The sequence below is a fragment of the Pseudomonas entomophila L48 genome (genome assembly GCF_000026105.1).
Lineage (GTDB): Bacteria > Pseudomonadota > Gammaproteobacteria > Pseudomonadales > Pseudomonadaceae > Aquipseudomonas > Aquipseudomonas entomophila.
Map to the genome: position 1 here is coordinate 1 of NC_008027.1, position 22,096 is coordinate 22,096.

Sequence of the window (22,096 nt, forward strand, 5' to 3'; positions counted from 1 at the left end):
CGGATGGGCCCCCTTTTTAAGAGATCGGCGATTCTAGAGAAAGCAAGCCGATAGGTCAATTTCCAACCAGCCTTTCCTTATGGAAGGTCATTGCGGATCTGTTGCCGGGTTTTGCTTGAAGGCACGGGCAAGAGACACCAACATGAAAAAAAGAAAGAGGCATATAAAAAGCTTTTCTGAAGAACTTATAGAGCTTATGTGGACAACCTTCTGTGGATAACCATCGCAAGGCCACAAATATCGCCATGTACAGAGATTCACAACCTTGTCGGTAACAGGTGCTCTGCTTGTGCCGGTCATGGGTAAAACCTGTGCAGCAAAAGCTAGTTTATCCACAGGCGAATTATCCACAGACCAGAACCCAGGGTTGTGCATAGACCTCAATGGCGTTTATCCACAGGGCTTATTCACAGTGCTGGGGTGCCATTTCTGTCTTTTTTTGGCGTGTCAGCCCCTGTGTCTAGTGCCGCCACGTGTGGATAACTGCTCGCCCGCCCGGTACAATGGCGGTTTGTTTTTGCCTCATCCGGCTTTCAACTCAGGGGATATCCGTGTCAGTGGAACTTTGGCAGCAGTGCGTGGAGCTTCTGCGCGATGAACTGCCTGCCCAGCAATTCAACACCTGGATCCGTCCGCTACAGGTCGAAGCCGAAGGCGACGAGTTGCGCGTCTATGCGCCCAACCGCTTCGTGCTCGACTGGGTTAATGAAAAGTACCTGGGTCGTCTGCTCGAGCTGCTGGGCGAACACGGCAATGGCCTTGCGCCCGCTCTGTCTCTATTAATAGGCAGCCGTCGCAGCTCGGCACCGCGCGCCGCCCCCAACGCGCCAGTCAGCGCAGCGGTCGCCGCGACCATGGCGCAGCAAACACAACAGGCTGCGCAGGTCGTGGTGCCGAGCGAACCCATCGTCGTGCCGGTGGCTGAGCCTGTGCTGAGTGAGGTAGAAGAGCCGTCCAGCCGGGACAGCTTCGACAGCATGAGCGATTCGGGTTCGGTGCCAGCGGCCAGCGGCCGTACCGAACAGCGCACCGTGCAGGTCGAAGGGGCGCTCAAGCACACCAGCTACCTGAACCGCACCTTCACCTTCGAAACCTTCGTGGAAGGCAAGTCGAACCAACTGGCGCGCGCCGCCGCCTGGCAGGTCGCCGACAACCCCAAGCACGGCTACAACCCGCTCTTCCTTTATGGCGGTGTCGGCTTGGGTAAGACGCACTTGATGCACGCTGTGGGTAACCACCTGCTCAAGAAGAACCCGAATGCCAAGGTGGTCTACCTGCATTCCGAGCGTTTCGTCGCCGACATGGTCAAGGCGCTGCAACTCAACGCCATCAACGAGTTCAAGCGCTTCTACCGTTCGGTCGACGCGCTGCTCATCGATGACATCCAGTTCTTCGCCCGCAAGGAGCGTTCGCAGGAGGAGTTTTTCCACACCTTCAACGCCCTGCTCGAAGGTGGCCAGCAGGTGATCCTCACCAGCGACCGCTACCCGAAGGAAATCGAAGGCCTGGAAGAGCGCCTGAAGTCGCGTTTCGGCTGGGGGCTGACGGTGGCCGTCGAGCCGCCGGAGCTGGAAACCCGCGTGGCGATCTTGATGAAGAAGGCCGACCAGGCCAAGGTCGAGCTGCCGCATGACGCCGCGTTCTTCATCGCCCAGCGCATCCGCTCCAACGTGCGTGAACTCGAAGGTGCCCTGAAGCGGGTAATTGCCCACTCGCACTTCATGGGCCGCGATATCACCATCGAGCTGATCCGTGAATCGCTCAAGGATCTGCTGGCGCTGCAGGACAAGCTGGTCAGTGTGGATAACATCCAGCGCACCGTGGCCGAGTACTACAAGATCAAGATCTCCGATCTGCTGTCCAAGCGCCGGTCGCGCTCCGTTGCGCGTCCACGCCAGGTGGCCATGGCGTTGTCGAAAGAGCTGACCAACCACAGTCTGCCGGAGATCGGCGACATGTTTGGCGGCCGCGACCACACCACCGTGCTGCACGCTTGCCGCAAGATCAACGAATTGAAGGAATCCGACGCGGACATCCGCGAGGACTACAAGAACCTGCTGCGCACGCTGACGACCTGATGGCCGTCTGCGCAGCTAATTGAAGGCAAGGGACTAGACCATGCATTTCACCATTCAACGCGAAGCCCTGTTGAAACCCCTGCAACTGGTCGCCGGCGTCGTCGAGCGCCGCCAGACCTTGCCGGTCCTGTCCAACGTCCTGCTGGTCGTGCAAGGCCAGCAGCTGTCGTTGACCGGTACCGACCTGGAAGTCGAACTGGTTGGCCGCGTTCAACTGGAAGAGCCTGCGGAGCCGGGCGAGATTACTGTCCCGGCGCGCAAGCTGATGGACATCTGCAAGAGCCTGCCCAGCGATGCGCTGATCGATATCAAGGTCGATGAGCAGAAGTTGCTGGTCAAGGCCGGTCGCAGCCGTTTCACCTTGTCCACCCTGCCGGCCAATGACTTCCCGACTGTCGAAGAAGGTCCTGGCTCGCTGACCTGCCAGCTGGAGCAGAGCAAACTGCGCCGCCTGATCGAGCGCACCAGCTTCGCCATGGCCCAGCAAGACGTGCGCTACTACCTCAACGGCATGTTGCTGGAAGTGTCCCCCGGCACCCTGCGTGCCGTGGCCACCGACGGTCACCGTTTGGCGTTGTGTGCCATGCAGGCACCGATCGACCAAGCTGATCGCCACCAGGTCATCGTGCCACGCAAAGGTATCCTCGAGCTGGCGCGCCTGCTCACCGATCCGGAAGGTACAGTCAGCATCGTCCTGGGCCAGCACCACATTCGCGCCACCACCGGTGAGTTCACCTTCACCTCCAAGCTGGTCGATGGCAAATTCCCGGACTACGAGCGCGTCCTGCCCAAGGGCGGTGACAAGCTGGTGATCGGCGATCGTCAGGCGCTTCGTGAAGCGTTTAGCCGTACCGCGATCCTGTCCAACGAGAAGTACCGCGGTATCCGCCTGCAACTGGCCGCCGGCCAGCTGAAAATCCAGGCCAACAACCCGGAGCAGGAAGAAGCGGAAGAAGAAATCAGCGTCGACTACAACGGCAGTTCGCTGGAGATTGGTTTCAACGTCAGCTACCTGCTGGACGTGCTGGGCGTCATGACCACTGAACAGGTTCGCCTGATTCTGTCGGATTCCAACAGCAGTGCCCTGCTGCAGGAAGCTGGCAATGACGACTCGTCCTACGTTGTCATGCCGATGCGTCTGTAACCCATAGCTGGCGACATGTCCCTTCGACGTCTTTCGGTCACCGCGGTGCGCAACTTGCACCCGGTGACCCTCTCACCCTCCCCCCGCATCAACATCCTTTACGGCGCCAATGGCAGCGGCAAGACCAGCGTGCTCGAAGCCGTGCACCTGCTGGGTCTTGCTCGATCGTTTCGTAGCACCCGCTTGAACCCGGTCATCCAGTACGAGCAGCAAACCTGCACGGTGTTTGGCCAGGTCGAGTTGGCTGAGGGTGGTACCAGCAATCTCGGGGTATCCCGGGAGCGTCAGGGGGAGTTCACTATCCGCATCGACGGGCAGAATGCGCGCAGCGCCGCGCAGCTGGCCGAAATGCTGCCTCTGCAGTTGATCAACCCGGACAGTTTCCGCCTGCTCGAGGGCGCCCCCAAAGTACGCCGGCAGTTCCTCGATTGGGGCGTGTTCCACGTGGAACCACGTTTCATGGCAACCTGGCAGCGCCTGCAGAAGGCCCTGCGGCAGCGGAACTCATGGCTGCGGCATGGTACACTTGACGCCGTTTCGCAAGCCGCCTGGGATCGGGAGTTATGCCTCGCCAGTGCGGAGATAGATGAATACCGTCGCAATTACATCAAGGCCTTGAAGCCTGTCTTCGAGCGAACCCTGAGCGAGCTGGTCGAACTGGACGGGCTGACCCTGAGCTACTACCGAGGCTGGGACAAGGACCGGGAACTTAACGAAGTCCTGGCGACCTCTCTCCTCCGTGACCAGCAGATGGGCCATACCCAAGCCGGGCCACAGCGTGCTGACCTGCGCCTTCGATTGGGTGCGAACAACGCGGCTGACATTCTCTCGCGGGGCCAGCAGAAGCTGGTGGTGTGCGCCCTGCGGATCGCCCAAGGGCACCTGGTCAGCCAGGTCCGCCGCGGTCAGTGTATTTATCTGGTGGATGACTTGCCGTCCGAGTTGGACGAACAGCATCGCCGCGCCCTGTGCCGCTTGCTTGAAGAATTGAACTGCCAGGTGTTCATCACCTGTGTAGACCACGAATTTCTGAGGGAAGGCTGGCAGACGGAAACGCCAGTCGCTTTGTTCCACGTGGAACAGGGCCGTATCACCCAGACCCACGACCATCGGGAGTGAAGGCATGAGCGAAAATCAAACGTACGACTCCTCCAGCATCAAGGTGCTGAAAGGGCTGGATGCCGTACGCAAGCGTCCCGGCATGTACATTGGCGACACCGATGACGGCAGCGGCCTGCACCACATGGTGTTCGAGGTGGTCGACAACTCGATCGACGAAGCCCTGGCCGGGCACTGCGATGACATCACCGTCATCATTCACACCGACGAATCCATCAGCGTCCGTGACAACGGTCGTGGCATTCCGGTCGACGTGCATAAAGAAGAAGGCGTATCCGCAGCCGAGGTCATCATGACCGTGCTGCACGCCGGCGGTAAGTTCGACGACAACTCCTACAAGGTTTCCGGCGGTCTGCACGGTGTAGGTGTTTCGGTGGTAAACGCTCTATCCGAAAAGCTGGTGCTCACCGTTCGCCGCAGCGGCAAGATCTGGGAACAGACGTATGTCCACGGTGTTCCACAGGCACCGATGGCCGTGGTGGGTGAAAGCGAAACCACCGGTACCCACATTCACTTCAAGCCTTCGGCTGAAACCTTCAAGAACATTCACTTCAGCTGGGATATCCTCGCCAAGCGTATCCGCGAGCTGTCGTTCCTGAACTCCGGTGTCGGTATCCTGCTGAAGGATGAGCGCAGCGGCAAGGAAGAGTTCTTCAAGTATGAAGGCGGCCTGCGTGCTTTCGTTGAATACCTGAACACCAACAAGACCCCGGTCAACTCCCAGGTCTTCCACTTCAACGTCCAGCGTGACGATGGCGTGGGTGTCGAAGTCGCCCTGCAATGGAACGACAGCTTCAACGAAAACCTGCTGTGCTTCACCAACAACATTCCCCAGCGCGACGGTGGTACTCACCTGGTCGGCTTCCGCTCTTCGCTCACCCGTAGCCTGAACAGCTACATCGAGCAGGAAGGCCTGGCGAAGAAGAACAAGGTTGCTACCACCGGTGACGACGCCCGTGAAGGCCTGACCGCGATCATTTCGGTCAAGGTGCCGGACCCCAAGTTCAGCTCGCAGACCAAGGACAAGCTGGTTTCCTCGGAGGTGAAGACCGCCGTGGAACAGGAGATGAACAAGTACTTCGCCGACTTCCTGTTGGAGAACCCCAACGAAGCCAAGGCCGTGGTCGGCAAGATGATCGACGCCGCCCGTGCCCGTGAAGCGGCACGTAAAGCGCGTGAGATGACCCGCCGTAAAGGTGCCCTGGACATCGCCGGCCTGCCGGGCAAACTGGCCGACTGCCAGGAGAAGGACCCTGCCCTTTCCGAACTGTACCTGGTGGAGGGTGACTCCGCAGGTGGTTCGGCCAAGCAAGGTCGCAACCGCCGCACTCAGGCAATCCTGCCGCTCAAGGGCAAGATCCTCAACGTCGAGAAGGCACGCTTTGACAAGATGATCTCTTCGCAGGAGGTCGGCACGCTGATCACCGCGCTGGGCTGTGGTATCGGCCGCGAAGAGTACAACATCGACAAGCTGCGTTATCACAACATCATCATCATGACCGATGCTGACGTCGACGGTTCGCACATCCGTACCCTGCTGCTGACGTTCTTCTTCCGCCAGTTGCCGGAGCTGGTCGAGCGTGGCTACATCTATATCGCCCAGCCGCCGCTGTACAAGGTGAAAAAGGGCAAGCAGGAGCAGTACATCAAGGACGACGAGGCCATGGAAGAATACATGACCCAGTCGGCCCTGGAAGATGCCAGCCTGCACCTGGACGAGTCGGCGCCAGCCGTTTCGGGCGTGCAGCTCGAGGCGTTGGTGAACGAATTCCGCACCGTGATGAAGACCCTGAAGCGTCTGTCGCGTCTGTACCCGGAAGAGCTCACCGAACACTTCATCTACCTGCCGGAAGTCACCCTGGAGCAACTGGCCAACCATGCCACCATGCAGGGCTGGCTGAGCAAGTTCCAGGAGCGCCTGAACAACAGCCAGAAGTCCGGCCTCAGCTATGTGGCCAGCCTGCGCGAAGACAAGGAGCGCAACATCTGGCTGCCTGAAGTGGAAATCACTTCCCACGGCCTGGCCAGCTACGTCACCTTCAACCGTGAGTTCTTCGGTAGCAACGACTACCGCTCGGTGGTCAACCTGGGCGCCAAGCTCGGTACGTTGCTCGGCGAGGGTGCCTACGTTCAGCGTGGCGAGCGCCGCAAAGCGGTCACCGAGTTCAAGGAAGGCCTGGATTGGCTGATGAACGAAAGCACCAAGCGCCACACCATCCAGCGATATAAAGGGCTGGGTGAGATGAACCCGGACCAGCTGTGGGAAACCACCATGGACCCGACCGTGCGCCGCATGCTCAAGGTGACTATCGAGGACGCAATCGCTGCCGACCAGCTGTTCAACACCCTGATGGGTGATGCAGTCGAGCCGCGCCGTGACTTCATTGAAAGCAACGCGTTGTCGGTGTCCAACCTGGACTTCTGATTAGCGGGCAGTACAAAAAAGCCAATCCTTAGGGATTGGCTTTTTTTTGCTTACGCAAATGTTCCACGTGGAACTATGAAATGCCCAGCGCCTTCAGCCGACGGTACAACGTGCGTTCGCTCATCCCCAGATGATCGGCCAACTCGCTACGGGAGCCATTGAAGGTTTCCAAGGCATGGGCCAGGTCGGCCATTTCATTCCTGCCCCGCCCTCGTGAACATGCCGGCTTTGCGGCCGGGTACATATCTTCTGGAAGATGCTCAGGGCGGATCAGACCGTCATCCGTGAACAGCCGGGCGCGTTCCAGAATATTCCTGAGTTCACGGATGTTGCCTGGGAAGGTGTGCAGGTTCAGCTGCTCGAGCGCCTCAGCCGTAACTTTTGGCGATTGCTTGCCGGCCATTCGTTGCAGCAGACTTTCACAGAGCAGTGGCAAGTCTTCGACCCGTTCGCGCAGTGATGGCAAGCGGATCGGGAATCCACTGATGCGGTAATAGAGGTCTTCGCGGAACGTCCCTTCAGTGGCCATCTCTTTCAGTGGTTTGTGCGTGGCCGAGACCAGGCGAAAATCTGAGTGGACCGTGCGTGTGCTGCCGACCGGGCGGAAGCTGCCGGACTCGATCAGGCGCAGCAGCTTTACCTGCATGGCCAGCGGTACCTCACCGATCTCATCGAGGAACAGGGTGCCACCGTGAGCGGCTTCGGCCAGGCCGATCTTGCGTTGAGTCGCGCCGGTGAAGGCGCCCTTCTCATAGCCGAACAATTCACTCTCGAACAACGACTCGGTCAACCCGGTGCAGTCCACCACCACCAGGGGGCCATTGGCGCGTGGGCTACCCAGGTGCAAGGCACGGGCGAACAGTTCCTTGCCAGTGCCGGACTCACCCTGAAGCAATACCGGAATCTGTGCAGGCGCCGCGCGCTGCAAACTGGCCACGGCGGCCTTGAACGCGGGTGCTCGGCCAACCAGCCCTTGCTGTTGAGGTTGAGCCGATGCCAGGGTGACGCTGGTCAGGCGCTCGACGAAGGCTACTACCCTACCCTCGTCATCGAGGATCGGGCGCAGTTCCACATCCACATGTTCAGGCCCGCGTGGGGTGTGATGGATGTGGAGAACGCGCTCGGGCACCTTGCTGTCCAGTGACTTGCGCAGCGGACAATGTTCCCCGGCCTGGTCGCAAGGGACGGCATAGTGGTGCGAGACTCGATGGCACTTTTCGCCGATGGGCGCGTGCTCCTCGGTGCCAAACTGGCGACGGTACGCCGCGTTGGCTGCCAGGATGTTGTAGTCAGTATCCAGCACGATGCTGGGCAGCACATCGTGTTCGAGGTAGGACACCAGCGCGAAGATCGCAGGATGGGAAGCGGCTAGCATGACAGCACCAGATGAAGGACCTGGCGAGGGTAGCAAGGACTGCCAAACACTGCCATCGGCTGACAGTCGACTGCCAGGAACTGTCACCTTTGGCTGTCAGTGTGGGGGCCGCTGCGCTGCCCATCGCGGCACAAGGCCGCTCCCACAGGGGGCCGCGGTCGTCGAAAAGGTATGGCATGCATCTTGATAAAGCACCCTTCACTGCCTATGCCTTCAAGGAGGCCTGGTGGATTACTGGAGAGTGTAATGATCATCGGCAACAACCTTCACGTTGAAGCGTTCTTCGACAAAGCGACCTGGACCATCAGCTACCTGGTCATGGATGGCGAGACCCGCCAATGCGCGCTGATCGACAGCGTGCTGGACTACGATCCAAAGTCCGGACGTACCTGCACCCATTCGGCGGACCAGATGATTGCCCGCGTCGAGGCGCTGGGTGCCAAGGTGCAATGGCTGCTCGATACCCATGTGCACGCCGACCATCTGTCTGCGGCGGCCTATCTCAAGCAGAAGCTTGGCGGCAGCATCGCCATTGGTGCGCAGATCACCCAGGTGCAGAAAGTCTTCGGGACTTTGTTCAATGCCGAGCCTGGCTTTGCCCGGGACGGCAGCCAGTTTGATGTCCTGTTCGTGGATGAAGAGGGTTTCCGCATCGGCAACCTGCATGCGCGCGCACTGCACACCCCTGGTCATACACCGGCTTGCATGAGCTACATGGTCGAGGACGCAGGCGAGATCGCCGTGTTCGTCGGCGACACCTTGTTCACGCCCGACTATGGCACCGCCCGTTGCGACTTCCCAGGCGCCAGCGCGAGAACCCTGTACCAGTCGATCCGTCGGCTGCTTGCCTTCCCTGACCAGACCCGCCTGTTCATGTGCCATGACTACCTTCCCGGTGGCCGTGAACTGCGCTACGTCACCACCGTGGCCGAGCAACGCGCCGACAACATTCATATCCATGAAGGTGTCAGTGAAGAGAGCTTCGTCGAGATGCGCGAAGCCCGCGACAAGACCCTCGACATGCCGGTGCTGATCCTGCCCTCGGTGCAGATCAACATGCGCAGCGGGCAGTTCCCCGAACCCGAAGCGAACGGTGTGAGCTACCTGAAGATCCCGCTGAACAAGCTGTAAGCCACGTTGCACCTATAACGAAGATTCAAAGGAACACCGCCATGCCTGCCTTGCTGTCCCCTGCCGATACCTCCCGTGCCGACCACCATAAGGTGGTGATCGTCGGCGCTGGTGCCGCCGGCATCGCCACCGCCTCCAGCCTGATCGCCCGTGATCCGTCGCTGGATATCGCCTTGATCGACCCCGCCGAAGTCCACTACTACCAGCCCGGCTGGACCATGGTCGGCGCGGGTGTGTTCAAGGCACCAAGCACCGCCCACACCATGGCCGCGACCCTGCCCCGTGGCGTGCGCTGGATCAAGGCGCGGGTCGAAGGTTTCGACCCCCAGGGGCAACTGGTGATGCTTGATGATGGCCGTGCCGTCAGCTATGAACAGCTGGTGGTCTGCCCAGGGCTCAAGCTTGATTGGAATGCCATCGAAGGCTTGAGCGAAACGCTGGGGCGTAACGGCGTCACCTCCAATTATCGCTACGACCTGGCGCCCTACACGTGGCAACTGGTGCAGAAGCTGAAGCACGGACGCGCCCTCTTCACCCAACCACCGATGCCGATCAAGTGCGCGGGAGCACCACAGAAAGCGCTGTACCTGTCCTGCGACTACTGGTTACGCAATGGCCACCTTGGCAATGTCAGGGCCAGCTTCTTCAATGCCGGTGCTGTGCTGTTCGGGGTCGTGGACTATGTCCCGGCCCTGATGAGCTACATCGACAAGTACGCGGTCGACCTCAATTACCAGCATCGCCTGGTGGCTGTGGACGGCCCGAACAAGCGCGCCACCTTCATGCGCACTCTTCCCGATGGCAGCACCGAGACCCGCGTCGAAGCGTTCGACATGCTGCATGTGGTACCGCCGCAAGTGGCGCCGGACTTCATCCGCCAGAGCCCACTGGCCGACGCCGGCGGCTGGGTGGACGTCGACCCGCACACCCTGCGCCATCGCCAGTTCGGCAATGTCCATGCCCTGGGTGACGTGGCCAACACCACCAACGCCAAGACTGCGGCCGCCGCACGCAAGCAGGCGCCGGTGGTGGCCAACAATGTGCTGGTGGCGCTCGGTCGCTTGTCGACCCTGGCGCAGTACGACGGCTACGGCTCATGCCCATTGACGGTGGAGCGCGGCAAGATCGTCCTCGCTGAGTTCACCTACGGGGGCAAGGTGGCGCCGAGCTTCCCGCGCTGGCTGCTCGACGGACGCAAGCCGACCCGCCTCGCCTGGCTGCTCAAGGCGCGGATCCTGCCACCGCTGTACTGGAAGGCGATGCTCAAGGGGCGTGAATGGCTGGCACGGCCGAAACCGCTGGTAGCCGAGGCGCAACAGTGATCGAGCATCAATTGCTGGGGGCTGGGCTCGGCGCGATCATTGGGGCGGTACTGGCCCTGACCGGTGCTGGCGGTGGCATCCTCGCGGTGCCGTTGCTGGTCTTCGGGCTTGGGCTGAGCATGGTCGAGGCGGCGCCGATCGGTCTGCTGGCCGTGGGGTTGGCGGCGGCGGTCGGTGGTGTGTTGGGTTTGCGCCAGGGCCTGGTGCGCTACCGGGCGGCCTTGTTCATTGCCGTGATCGGTATCGCTTGCGCACCGTTCGGCCTGATGCTCGCGCACCGTTTGCCCAACGCACCGCTGGCGCTGGTGTTCGCCGGGGTGCTGGTCTATGCCTGCCTGCGCATCTGGCGTAAAGCTACCCGCGAGTTGCGCGGTGAATCGCCCTGCGATGATCGGCAGATCATGCCCTGCGTGCTCAATCCGCTGCAGGGGCGGCTGCGCTGGACCCTGCCCTGCGCCCGGGCTTTGGCGTTCACCGGTATGTTGTCGGGGCTGCTGTCCGGCCTGTTGGGTGTCGGTGGCGGCTTCGTGATCATCCCGGCGTTGAACCGCTACACCAACCTGAACATGAAGAGCATCGTTGCCACCTCGCTGGCGGTGATCGCCCTGGTGTCCACCGGCAGTGTGGTCAGCGCCAGCGTGGCGGGCGTGATGCACTGGCGGGTCGGGGCACCGTTTGCCGTGGGGGCGGTACTGGGCTTGCTGCTGGCGAGGCCACTGGCGGGCAAGCTGGCCGGCCCGCGCCTGCAACAGCTGTTCGCCGTGGTGGGGTGTGGCGCCGCGGTGCTGCTGGCCGGCAAGGCGCTACTCGGCTAGCAATTCGTCCTGCTCGGCGGCGCACAGCGCCAGCAGATAGTCCCACACCACCCGCAGGCGTACCGACTTGTGCAGTTCGCGGCGGGTGCAGATCCAATAGCTGCGCTGGATGGTCTCGCTGGGCAGCACGCGCACCAGCTTCGGGTCGTGGCGGGCCATGTAGTTGGGCAGCACGGCGATACCCAGCCCGGCCTGGGCGGCGTGCTGCTGGGCGATCACGCTGGTGCTGCGGAACACCACGTTGGGTGTTCGGCAGAAGCTGTTGAGGAACAGCAGCTCTTGGCTGAACAGCAGGTCGTCGACGTAACCAATCCAGCTGTGCCGGGCCAGGTCCTCGCGGCTTTGCAGCGGTGGTGCGCGGTCCAGGTAGTCTTGGCTGGCGTAGAGTGCCAGGCGGTAGTCGGTGAGCTTGCGGGTGATCAGCAGGTCGGCGTTGGGGCGTTCCAGGTGGATGCTGATCTCGGCTTCGCGGTTGAGGATGCTGACGAAGCGCGGCACGGCCACCAATTCCACTTCGAGCCCCGGGTAGCGCTGGAACAAGGCGTTCATGCGCGGGGTGAAGAACATGATGCCGATACCCTCGGTCACCCCCAGGCGAATCTTGCCCAGCGGCGTGATGGCCTGGGTGATTTCTTCCTGCGCCAGCAGGGCAACGTTTTCCATCGCTTCGGCGTGCTTGAGCAGGGCCTGGCCGGAGGGGGTGAGTTCGTAGCCCTGGGCATGCTGGACGAACAGCGCGGTGCCCAGGTGCTTTTCGATGCTCTCGATATGCCGGGCCACGGTGCTGTGGGTGGTGTTGAGGCGCTTGGCGGCGGTGAGCAGACGGCCGCTGCGCTGCAACTCGAGGAAAAACCGCAGATCGTTCCAGTCGAACATGCTGATCCTTTTGCCGTTCATGGGGACCCTTTCGCTGTAGGAGCGGCTTTAGCCGCGATCATCCGCGAAGCGGATGCCAGACAACGCGGTGCCTGCATCGCGGCTGAAGCCGCTCCTACAGGATTCGCGTCGATCATGGGGACGGCGCTGTGCTAAAACGCACAACGGCTGCGCGAAATCTCGTGTTTCCTCGGCGAAATTAATCAATAAGATGGTGCGGGACAAGAATAATAATCAGGCGCGAGGTTGCACATGCCATCAGCCGATTCTGTCTACGACTACGTGGTCGTGGGTGCCGGGCCCGCCGGGTGCCTGCTGGCCAATCGTTTGTCCGCTGACCCTTCGTGTCGCGTATTGCTGCTCGAGGCGGGTGGTCGTGACAACTATCCCTGGATACACATCCCTGTCGGTTACCTCTACTGCATTGGCAATCCACGCACCGACTGGTGCTTCAAGACCGAGTCCCAACCTGGCCTTAACGGGCGCAGCCTTGGTTATCCACGGGGCAAGGTGCTGGGGGGCTGTTCATCGATCAACGGCATGATCTACATGCGTGGACAGGCCGCCGACTACGACCGCTGGGCCGAGCAAGGCAACGACGGCTGGGCGTGGAAAGATGTGCTGCCGTTGTTCAAGGCCAGCGAGAACCACTTCGCCGGCGCCAGTGACAGCCACGGCGCCGAGGGGGAATGGCGGGTCGAACAGCAGCGCTACAGCTGGCCGATTCTTGATGCCTTCCGCGATGCCGCCGAGCAGAGTGGCATCGCCAAGGTGGCCGACTTCAACACAGGCGACAACGCAGGCTGTGGATACTTTCAGGTGAACCAGCGCAGCGGTGTGCGCTGGAACTCAGCCAAGGCGTTTCTCAGGCCTGTCCTCAAGCGGCCGAACCTCACCGTCTTGACCGGTGTGCAGGTCGACCAGGTGCTGCTCGACAACACGCGCGCCCGAGCGGTGAAGGCCTTGTGGCAAGGCGCTTGGCATGAGTTCGCCGCCCGTCGCGAGATCATCCTTTGTGCGGGCTCCGTCGGCTCGCCCGGCATTCTCCAGCGCTCCGGCATCGGCCCGCGCAAACTGCTGGAGGATCTGGGTATCGGTGTGCGCCACGACATGCCGGGTGTCGGCGGCAACCTGCAGGACCATTTGCAATTGCGCCTGATCTACCAGATCAACAACACCCGAACCCTCAACCAGATGGCCAACAGCCTGTGGGGCAAGCTGGGGATGGGCCTTCGTTATGCCTATGACCGCAGCGGCCCATTGGCCATGGCGCCCAGCCAGTTGGGTGCCTTCGCGCGATCAGGCCCTGAGCAGGCAACGGCCAACCTGCAATATCACGTGCAGCCGTTGTCGCTGGACCGCTTCGGTGAACCGCTGCATCGGTTCCCGGCCTTCACCGCCTCGGTATGCAACCTGCGCCCGGCCAGCCGCGGGCGAATCGATATCCGATCGGCGGACATGAATACCGCGCCGCTGATCGATCCCAACTACCTTAGCGCCCCTGAGGACCTGCGCGTCGCCGCCGACGCCATCCGCCTCACCCGGAAGATTGTCCAGGCCCCTGCCCTCGCCGCTTTCGCACCTCGCGAATACCTGCCCGGCCCTGCCCTGCAGAACGAGGAGGACTTGCACCAGGCCGCCGGCCAGATCGGCACCACCATCTTCCACCCGGTCGGCACCTGCCGCATGGGCAGCGGGCCGCTGGACGTTGTGGATAACCAGCTGCGCGTTCACGGCATCCCTGGCCTGCGCGTGGCCGACGCCTCGATCATGCCGCAGATCGTCTCCGGCAATACCTGTTCACCCACGTTGATGATTGCCGAAAAGGCGGCACAACTGATCCTCAAGGGGGCCAATACCCAGACCAACCTCAGCGACGCCAGCGCGATACCGACGCCCTGACCTGGGTGTTTGCAACAGCGGCGGCTTGTAATCGGAAGTCGCCGGCAGTGGAACAACAAGAATAATCACTGTGGCCCGCGGGCCGAGGACAGCAACGATGTCGGATTACATCCAGGAACAGGGGGCGGCGGCGAGCAGCCCCAGCCGCCGTGAAGAGCGCAAGATCATTTTCGCGTCATCCCTCGGGACGGTGTTCGAGTGGTATGACTTTTTTCTCTATGGCGCGCTGGCCGCAGTCATCAGCAAGCAGTTCTTTGCCGGCGTCAACGACACCACTGCCTTCATCTTTGCCTTGATGGCCTTCGCGGCCGGTTTCCTGGTGCGCCCGTTCGGGGCGCTGGTGTTCGGCCGGCTGGGTGACATGATTGGACGCAAATACACCTTCCTGGTGACCATTGTGCTGATGGGCCTGTCCACCTTCGCGGTGGGCCTGCTACCGACCTATGCCAGCATCGGCATCGCTGCCCCGATCATTCTGGTTGTGCTGCGCATGCTCCAGGGCCTGGCGCTGGGCGGTGAGTACGGTGGTGCGGCTACCTATGTCGCCGAGCACGCGCCCCATGGCAAGCGTGGTTTCCACACCGGCTTCATCCAGTCCACCGCCACGCTGGGCCTGCTGTTGTCGCTGACCGTGGTCCTGGCCAGCCGCTATATCAGCGGTGACCAGTTTGAAACCTGGGGCTGGCGCCTGCCGTTCCTGCTGTCGATCGTACTGCTGGCGATCTCCACCTGGATCCGCATGAGCATGCATGAGTCGCCGGCCTTCGTGAAAATGAAGGCCCAGGGCAAGGTGAGCAAATCGCCGATTCGTGAGTCGTTCACCTCCTGGCCCAACCTCAAGGTGGTGCTCACCGCGCTGTTCAGTATCAACGCCGGGCAGGCGGTGACCTTCTACACCGCACAGTTCTACGTGCTGTTCTTCATGACCCAGATGCTCAAGATGGACCCCGCCCAGGCCAACACGCTGCTGATCATCAGCGTGGTGATCGGCGCGCCGTTCTTCGTATTCTTCGGCTGGCTGTCGGACCGTGTTGGGCGCAAGCCGATCCTGATGCTTGGCCTGTTGCTGGCGACGGTGCTGTACTTCCCGTTGTTCAAGGCCCTGAGCCACTACGCCAACCCGCAGATCGATGCCGCCAGCCGCCAGGCACCGATTGTCGTCACCGCCGACCCCAAAGGCTGCACCTTCCAGTTCGACCCGGTGGGCAAGGCGCGCTTCGACAGCCCGTGCGACAAGGTCAAGACGTTCCTGGTCAAACAGGGCCTGCCCTATAGCTCGGTGAATGTCGGCGGCAGCGAGGTGATCGTCAGCATCGGTGACAAGACCATCAATGGCTTCGACGAGACGGCCATGCGCAGTGCCATCGATGCGGCGGGTTATCCGGCCAAGGCAGACCCGGCGAACGTGAACCAGGTAATGGTGGTGGTGCTGATCGTCGCCATGATCCTGATCGCCACCATGACCTACGGGCCTCTGGCGGCGGTGATGGTCGAGCTGTTCCCCACGCGTATTCGCTATACCTCGATGTCCCTGCCCTATCACATCGGTAACGGTTGGTTCGGGGGCTTCCTGCCAACGGTGTCGTTCGCGTTGGTGGTGTATACCGGGGATATCTTCTATGGGTTGTGGTATCCGGTGCTAATCACCGGGGTGAGCCTGGTGGTGGGGATCTTCTGTTTGAAAGAGACCCGGGATGTGGATATCGACAAGGTGTGAGGCCTGATCGCCTGTAGGAGCCGGCCTTGCCGGTGAAGAAATCGCCACACATTCCAAGGCACAAAAAAACCGGCGTAAAAGCCGGTTTTTTTATAGCGCGAAAAAACTTATGCACGATTTTCAGAAAAACGTCATACAGAGAAATAAATAGCTAATTCAACAGGTTAGCTATGTTATGACACACGTAATCCCAAAATTGCTAACAACTTATCCACAGAACGTCAGGCGTGCTGCTGTTCCGGATTTTCCGCCACCGGCGGCAGCGAACCCATGGCCCGCTGGGCTGCCTCGTTCCACGCCTGGGCGCGGTCGTTGAGCTCGGCAATGGCCCGTGGCCCCGTCCCTTCCGGGTACATCGGCGCGCCAATTACCACCTCGATGGTGCCCGGGCGCTTGCCCCAGCCTTCACGGGGCCAGAACTTGCCGGCGTTGTGGGCGATCGGCAGCACCGGCAGGCCGGCATTCACTGCGAGCGCGGTGCCACCGCGGGAGAACTTGCCCATCTGGCCGTGGGGCACGCGGGTGCCTTCGGGGAAGATCAGCACCCAGGTGCCCTGTTTGAGCAACTCGTCACCCTGGCTGGCAACCTGGCGCAAGGCCTCTTTCGGGTTCTTCCGGTCGATGGCGATCGGTCGCAGCATGGCCATGGCCCAGCCGAAGAACGGCACGTACAGCAGCTCGCGCTTGAGTACCTGGCTCAGCGGCGAGAAGTACGCCGAAAGGAAGAACGTCTCCCAGGTGCTCTGGTGGTTCGACAGGATCACGCACGGCACATCAGGCACATGTTCGGCGCCGGTGATCTTGTAGTCGATCCCGAGGATCGTCTTCACCAGGAACAGCGCGCAGCGGCACCAGTACACGTTGATGAACTTGTAGCGCTTGGGGAACGGCAGGAAAGGCGCGACGAAGAAGCTCAGCGAGCACCACAGCAGCGAACTGGTGCCCAACAGCAGGTAAAAAAGAAAGATTCTGATCGCCTGCAGGATCGACATAGTGGCATGTACCGTTGCGGGGCGTGCCCGCCTAATGAAAAGTGCGCCGTTCCTGGCGCACTCATTTAAATAAGTTCTCTGGCGATGGCTGCCAGATCGTCGAAAATCAGTGTAGTTTCCGGGACGCCTTTTTCCAGGGTCCTTTCGCCCTTGCCGGTTTTTACCAACACGGGTTGTGCATCGACGGCCAGGGCCGCCTCCAGGTCACCTTTGCTGTCGCCGACGAACCATACGCCGGCCAGCGGTACCTGGTAGTGCTCGGCGATTGCCCGCAGCATGCCGGGCTTGGGCTTGCGGCAATCGCAGCCTTCATCCGGGCCGTGCGGGCAATGCACGATCAAGCCAACCTCGCCGCCCAGCTCGGCCACCAGCGCGCGCAGGCGCGCATGCATGGCCTCGAGGGTTTCCAGCGGGTAGTAGCCACGGGCAATGCCGGACTGGTTGGTGGCAACAGCCACCGTCCAGCCCGCCTTGCTCAACTGCGCGATGGCCTCGATCGAGCCGGGAATGGGAACCCACTCCTCCAGCGACTTGATGTAGGCGTCGGAGTCGTGGTTGATCACTCCGTCTCGATCAAGAATCAGCAGTTTCAACGACTTACCCCAGCAGCGAGATATCGGCCACGCCCAGGAACAGGCCGCGCAGGCGGCTGAGCAGGGCATAACGGTTGGCGCGTACCTTGGCGTCCTCGGCGTTGACCAGTACCGCTTCGAAGAAGGCGTCTACCGGGTCGCGCAGGGCGGCCAGGCGGGCCAGGGCTTCGTTGTACTGGCGCGCGGAGGCCATCGGCTGCACGGCCTGGTCGGCCTGCTGGATGGCCGAGTACAGCGAGAACTCGTTGGCGTTGTCGAAGTACTTGGGCTCGACCTGGTCGGCGATGGCGCCTTCGGCCTTGCCCAGCAGGTTCGACACGCGCTTGTTCGCCGCAGCCAGGGCATTGGCTTCCGGCAGCTTGCGGAAGGCCTGCACGGCCTGTACGCGCTGGTCGAAGTCCAGGGCCGAGCCCGGCTTCAGGGCACGCACCGACAGGTAGGTGGCAACGTCGATGCCTTCGTCTTCGTAACGCGCGCGCAGGCGGTCGAAGATGAACTCCAGCACCTGCTCGGACAAGCCGGCAGCCTTCACCTTGGTGCCGAACTGCTTGACCGCGAACTCGACCGCGGTGGTCAGGTCCAGGTCCAGCTGTTTCTCGATCAGGATGCGCAGCACGCCCAGGGCGGCACGGCGCAGGGCGTACGGATCCTTGCTGCCGGTGGGCAGCATGCCGATGCCGAAGATGCCGACCAGGGTGTCGAGCTTGTCGGCGATGGCCACGGCGGCACCGGTGAGGGTTTGCGGCAGCTCGGCGCCAGCGCCGCGCGGCATGTACTGCTCGTTCAGTGCCAGGGCGACGTCTTGCGGCTCACCGTCGTTGAGGGCGTAGTAGTAGCCGGCGATACCCTGCATTTCAGGGAATTCACCGACCATCTCCGAGGCCAGGTCGCACTTGGACAGCAGGCCGGCACGGCCAGCGTTGGCGGCGCTGCCGCCGATGTACGGGGCAATGAAGGCAGCCAGTTTCGACACGCGCTCGGCCTTGTCGAACACGGTGCCCAGCTGAGCCTGGAACACCACGTTCTTCAGGCGCTCGTTGAAGCTTTCCAGCGGTTGCTTCTTGTCTTGCTTGAAGAAGAACTCGGCGTCGGTCAGGCGTGGGCGCACGACCTTCTCGTTGCCTTCGACGATCTGCTTCGGATCGCGGCTCTCGACGTTGGCCACGGTGATGAAGCGCGGCAGCAGCTTGCCTTCACTGTCCAGCAGGCAGAAGTACTTCTGGTTGTCCTGCATGGTGGTGATCAGGGCTTCCTGCGGCACCTCGAGGAAACGCTCCTCGAACGAGCACACCAGCGGCACCGGCCACTCGACCAGGGCGGTCACTTCGTCCAGCAGCGCCGGCGGCACGATGGCCGAGCCTTCCTGCTGCATGGCCAGTTCCGCGGTGCGCTTGCTGATCAGCTCGCGACGCTCGGCGAAGTCGGCCAGCACGTAGGCTTTGCGCAGGTCTTCGACGTAGTTGGCCGGGGTGGTGATGACCACGTTCTCAGGGTGGTGGAAGCGGTGGCCACGGGATTCACGGCCGGCTTTCTGGGCGAGGATGGTGCAGTCGACGACCTGGTCGCCGAGCAGCATCACCAGCCATTGCGTCGGGCGCACGAACTCTTCACGGCTGGCGCCCCAGTGCATGCGCTTGGGGATCGGCAGGTCGTTGAGCGAATCCTCAACGATGGTGGGCAGCAGGCTGGCGGTGGCCTTGCCCGGAATGTGCTGCGAGAAGCGCAGCTTCGGGCCGCTCTGGTCGATGTCCGACAGCTCCACGCCGCACTTCTTGGCGAAGCCCAGGGCGGCTTGAGTCGGGTTGCCTTCGGCGTCGAAGGCCGCCTGGCGGGGCGGGCCGTCGATGTTGATGCTGCGATCCGGCTGTTGCACGTCCAGCTGGCGCAGCAGCACGGCCAGGCGGCGCGGCGCGGCGTAGACCTGCTTGCTGGTGTAGTTCAGGCCGGCGGCCTGCAAGCCTTTCTCGATGCCGGCGAGGAACGCATCGCCCAACGAGGCCAGGGCCTTCGGTGGCAGCTCTTCGGTGCCCAGTTCAACCAGGAAATCTTGAGCACTCATTGTGCAGCCTCCAGCTTAGCCAACACTTCGTCACGCAGTTCAGGAGAAGCCATCGGGAAGCCCAGGCGTGCGCGGGCTTGCAGGTAGCTTTGCGCCACGTCACGGGCGAGCGTGCGTACGCGCAGGATGTAGCGCTGGCGCTCGGTCACCGAGATGGCGCGGCGGGCGTCCAGCAGGTTGAAGGTGTGCGAGGCCTTCAGGACCATTTCGTAGGTGGGCAGCGGCAGGTCCAGCTTGATCAGGCGGTTCGCTTCGCTCTCATAGAAGTCGAACAGCTCGAACAGTTTCTCGACGTTGGCGTGCTCGAAGTTGTAGGTCGACTGCTCCACTTCGTTCTGGTGGAACACGTCGCCGTAGGTGACCTTGCCGAACGGGCCGTCGGCCCACACCAGGTCGTAGACCGAGTCCACGCCCTGCAGGTACATGGCCAGGCGCTCCAGGCCGTAGGTGATTTCACCGGTGACCGGGTAGCACTCGATGCCGCCGACCTGCTGGAAGTAGGTGAACTGGGTCACCTCCATGCCGTTCAGCCAGATTTCCCAGCCCAGGCCCCAGGCGCCCAGGGTTGGCGATTCCCAGTTGTCTTCGACGAAACGGATGTCGTGAACCAGCGGGTCCAGGCCGATGGCTTTCAGCGAGCCGAGGTACAGCTCCTGGAAGTTGGCCGGGTTCGGCTTGAGCACCACCTGGAACTGGTAGTAGTGCTGCAGGCGGTTGGGGTTTTCACCATACCGTCCGTCGGCGGGGCGACGGCTAGGCTGCACATAGGCGGCGTTCCACGTCTCCGGGCCCACGGCGCGCAGGAAGGTGGCGGTATGGAAAGTGCCGGCGCCTACTTCCATATCGTAGGGCTGAAGCACCACACAACCTTGCTCGGCCCAGTAGTTCTGCAGGGCGAGGATCAGGTCTTGGAAGGTACGCACGGCTGGCGTAGGCTGGCTCACGAAATTCACCTGTATCTGGGGATGCGGATGTAAAGAGCGGGAGTATAACCCGATTCGCCTCGCCCTCTACGTAATTGGAGCCTTATGCCACGCTGCTTTTGGTGTTCCGACGATCCTTTGTACGAGGCCTATCACGACCACGAGTGGGGAACGCCGCAGCGCGACCCGGCGTTGCTCTTCGAGATGCTTTTGCTCGAAGGGTTCCAGGCGGGGCTCTCGTGGATCACCGTATTGAAGAAACGTGAGCGTTATCGTGAAGTGCTGCACGGGTTCGACCCGGTGCAACTGGCGCGCTTGAGCGATGAACGCATCGAGGCGTTGATGCTCGACGCGGGCATCATCCGCAACCGCCTCAAGCTCAAGGCCGTGCGCCGCAACGCCGAGGCCTGGCTGGCTGTGGATAACCCCGCCGAGTGGCTGTGGTCGTTCGTCGGTGGGCAACCGAAGATCAACCATTTCGCCACCCGCAACGATGTGCCGGCGGTGACCGACGAAGCCAAGGCCATGAGCAAGGCCCTGCAGAAGGCCGGCTTCACGTTCGTTGGCCCGACCATCTGCTACGCCTTCATGCAGGCCACCGGCATGGTCATGGACCACACCACCGACTGTGATCGCTACGCCGCGCTGGCGCGCTGACGGGGTACAATGCGCGCCTTGCTGAAATAAGGAATTCGCCTGTGGAAAAGTTCAAGGGCGCCCTGATGGTCGGGGTGCTGCGCCTGTTTGCCAAGCTGCCCTGGGGCGCTGTGCAGCGCGTCGGCGCCGGTATCGGCTGGCTTATGTGGAAAGTCCCCAATGGCTCGCGCAATGTCGTGCGCATCAACCTGGCCAAGTGTTTCCCGGAGATGGACCCGGTTGAGCGCGAGCAACTGGTGGGTCGTGCGTTGAAGGATATCGGCAAGTCGTTCGTCGAGAGCGCCTGCGCCTGGATCTGGCCACCGCAGCGCTCGCTGGAACTGGTCAAGGAAGTGCACGGCCTGGAAGTGCTGGAGCAGGCCCTGGCCTCGGGCAAGGGCGTGGTGGGCATCACCAGCCACCTGGGCAACTGGGAAGTGCTCAACCACTTCTATTGCAACCAGTGCAAACCGATCATCTTCTATCGCCCGCCCAAGTTGAAGGCGGTGGATGACCTGCTGCGTGAGCAGCGCGTGCAGATGGGCAACCGCGTGGCGCCCTCGACCAAGGAAGGCATTCTCAGCGTGATCAAGGAAGTGCGCCGGGGTGGGCAGGTGGGGATTCCCGCGGATCCGGAGCCGGCCGAGTCGGCGGGTGTGTTCGTGCCGTTCCTCGGTACCCAGGCACTGACCAGCAAGTTCGTGCCGAACATGCTGGCCGGCGGCAAGGCGGTCGGGGTGTTCCTGCATGCCCTGCGGTTGCCGGATGGGTCAGGCTTCAAGGTGTTCCTCGAGGCGGCGCCGGAAGAGATGTACAGCGAGGATGTGACGGTAGCGGCGGCGGCCATGAGCAAGGTGGTCGAGCGTTATGTGCGCGAGTATCCGAGCCAGTACATGTGGAGCATGAAGCGCTTCAAGAAGCGCCCGGCGGGCGAGGCGCGCTGGTATTGAGAACCTGGGGGCGCTTTGCGCCCCTTTCGCGACGCAAGG

General features: G+C 61.9%; 17 protein-coding genes. 11 read left to right on the forward strand and 6 right to left on the reverse strand.

The window, feature by feature from the left end:
* The first annotated feature begins 551 nt into the window (after window positions 1-551).
* From dnaA to gyrB, 4 genes are read left to right on the forward strand one after another with little or no spacing between them, the layout of a single operon-like run.
* Window positions 552-2,078 carry a chromosomal replication initiator protein DnaA gene (gene dnaA, locus PSEEN_RS00005; RefSeq protein ID WP_011531459.1) on the forward strand — a complete coding sequence of 509 codons (1,527 nt, stop codon included), beginning with the start codon at window positions 552-554 and terminating at the stop codon, window positions 2,076-2,078.
* A gap of 40 nt (window positions 2,079-2,118) precedes the next feature.
* Window positions 2,119-3,222 carry a DNA polymerase III subunit beta gene (gene dnaN / locus PSEEN_RS00010; protein WP_011531460.1) on the forward strand — a complete coding sequence of 368 codons (1,104 nt, stop codon included), beginning with the start codon at window positions 2,119-2,121 and terminating at the stop codon, window positions 3,220-3,222.
* 15 nt (window positions 3,223-3,237) lie between these two features.
* Window positions 3,238-4,341, forward strand: coding sequence for a DNA replication/repair protein RecF (recF, locus tag PSEEN_RS00015; protein WP_011531461.1), 1,104 nt, complete (start codon window positions 3,238-3,240; stop codon window positions 4,339-4,341).
* A gap of 4 nt (window positions 4,342-4,345) precedes the next feature.
* Window positions 4,346-6,766, forward strand: a complete 2,421-nt coding sequence (gene gyrB / locus PSEEN_RS00020) for a DNA topoisomerase (ATP-hydrolyzing) subunit B (RefSeq protein ID WP_011531462.1) — start codon at window positions 4,346-4,348, stop codon at window positions 6,764-6,766.
* A gap of 73 nt (window positions 6,767-6,839) precedes the next feature.
* Here gyrB and PSEEN_RS00025 read toward each other — a convergent pair whose 3' ends face one another.
* The gene (locus PSEEN_RS00025) at window positions 6,840-8,141 is read right to left on the reverse strand and encodes a sigma-54 interaction domain-containing protein (RefSeq protein ID WP_011531463.1); all 1,302 of its coding nucleotides are present in this window, start codon (window positions 8,139-8,141) and stop codon (window positions 6,840-6,842) included.
* A 246-nt stretch (window positions 8,142-8,387) separates the two neighbouring features.
* On the opposite strand from PSEEN_RS00025, the gene PSEEN_RS00030 reads away from it, so the two are divergent.
* The 3 genes from PSEEN_RS00030 to PSEEN_RS00040 are packed head-to-tail and all read left to right on the forward strand — an operon-like array spanning window position 8,388 to window position 11,409.
* Window positions 8,388-9,272 carry an MBL fold metallo-hydrolase gene (locus PSEEN_RS00030; RefSeq protein WP_011531464.1) on the forward strand — a complete coding sequence of 295 codons (885 nt, stop codon included), beginning with the start codon at window positions 8,388-8,390 and terminating at the stop codon, window positions 9,270-9,272.
* 41 nt (window positions 9,273-9,313) lie between these two features.
* On the forward strand, window positions 9,314-10,594 hold the full coding sequence (locus tag PSEEN_RS00035; protein WP_011531465.1) for an NAD(P)/FAD-dependent oxidoreductase: 1,281 nt from the start codon (window positions 9,314-9,316) through the stop codon (window positions 10,592-10,594).
* Window positions 10,591-11,409: a sulfite exporter TauE/SafE family protein gene (locus PSEEN_RS00040; protein ID WP_011531466.1), complete on the forward strand. Its 819-nt coding sequence runs from the start codon at window positions 10,591-10,593 to the stop codon at window positions 11,407-11,409. The genes PSEEN_RS00035 and PSEEN_RS00040 overlap by 4 nt, the downstream gene beginning before the upstream one ends.
* Here the strand turns inward: PSEEN_RS00040 and PSEEN_RS00045 are convergent.
* Window positions 11,398-12,285 (reverse strand): LysR family transcriptional regulator, encoded by an 888-nt coding sequence (locus PSEEN_RS00045; RefSeq protein ID WP_011531467.1) that lies wholly within the window; start codon window positions 12,283-12,285, stop codon window positions 11,398-11,400. The genes PSEEN_RS00040 and PSEEN_RS00045 overlap by 12 nt on opposite strands.
* A 252-nt stretch (window positions 12,286-12,537) precedes the next feature.
* On the opposite strand from PSEEN_RS00045, the gene PSEEN_RS00050 reads away from it, so the two are divergent.
* Window positions 12,538-14,187 (forward strand): GMC family oxidoreductase, encoded by a 1,650-nt coding sequence (locus PSEEN_RS00050; protein WP_011531468.1) that lies wholly within the window; start codon window positions 12,538-12,540, stop codon window positions 14,185-14,187.
* Between the two features lie 97 nt (window positions 14,188-14,284).
* The gene (locus PSEEN_RS00055) at window positions 14,285-15,904 is read left to right on the forward strand and encodes an MFS transporter (protein WP_011531469.1); all 1,620 of its coding nucleotides are present in this window, start codon (window positions 14,285-14,287) and stop codon (window positions 15,902-15,904) included.
* 221 nt (window positions 15,905-16,125) lie between these two features.
* Here PSEEN_RS00055 and PSEEN_RS00060 read toward each other — a convergent pair whose 3' ends face one another.
* From PSEEN_RS00060 to glyQ, 4 genes are all read right to left on the reverse strand, one after another.
* Window positions 16,126-16,896, reverse strand: a complete 771-nt coding sequence (locus tag PSEEN_RS00060; protein WP_011531470.1) for a lysophospholipid acyltransferase family protein — start codon at window positions 16,894-16,896, stop codon at window positions 16,126-16,128.
* A gap of 65 nt (window positions 16,897-16,961) precedes the next feature.
* Entirely contained in the window at window positions 16,962-17,489 is a 528-nt protein-coding gene (gene gmhB, locus PSEEN_RS00065) for a D-glycero-beta-D-manno-heptose 1,7-bisphosphate 7-phosphatase (protein WP_011531471.1), read from the reverse strand.
* 4 nt (window positions 17,490-17,493) lie between these two features.
* Entirely contained in the window at window positions 17,494-19,548 is a 2,055-nt protein-coding gene (gene glyS, locus PSEEN_RS00070; protein ID WP_011531472.1) for a glycine--tRNA ligase subunit beta, read from the reverse strand.
* Window positions 19,545-20,492, reverse strand: coding sequence for a glycine--tRNA ligase subunit alpha (gene glyQ / locus PSEEN_RS00075; RefSeq protein ID WP_011531473.1), 948 nt, complete (start codon window positions 20,490-20,492; stop codon window positions 19,545-19,547). The genes glyS and glyQ overlap by 4 nt, the downstream gene beginning before the upstream one ends.
* 84 nt (window positions 20,493-20,576) lie before the next feature.
* On the opposite strand from glyQ, the gene PSEEN_RS00080 reads away from it, so the two are divergent.
* Together PSEEN_RS00080 and PSEEN_RS00085 are read left to right on the forward strand one after the other, a co-directional pair.
* The gene (locus PSEEN_RS00080) at window positions 20,577-21,128 is read left to right on the forward strand and encodes a DNA-3-methyladenine glycosylase I (RefSeq protein ID WP_011531474.1); all 552 of its coding nucleotides are present in this window, start codon (window positions 20,577-20,579) and stop codon (window positions 21,126-21,128) included.
* 41 nt (window positions 21,129-21,169) lie between these two features.
* Window positions 21,170-22,057 (forward strand): lysophospholipid acyltransferase, encoded by an 888-nt coding sequence (locus PSEEN_RS00085; protein WP_011531475.1) that lies wholly within the window; start codon window positions 21,170-21,172, stop codon window positions 22,055-22,057.
* The last annotated feature ends 39 nt before the right edge of the window (window positions 22,058-22,096 follow it).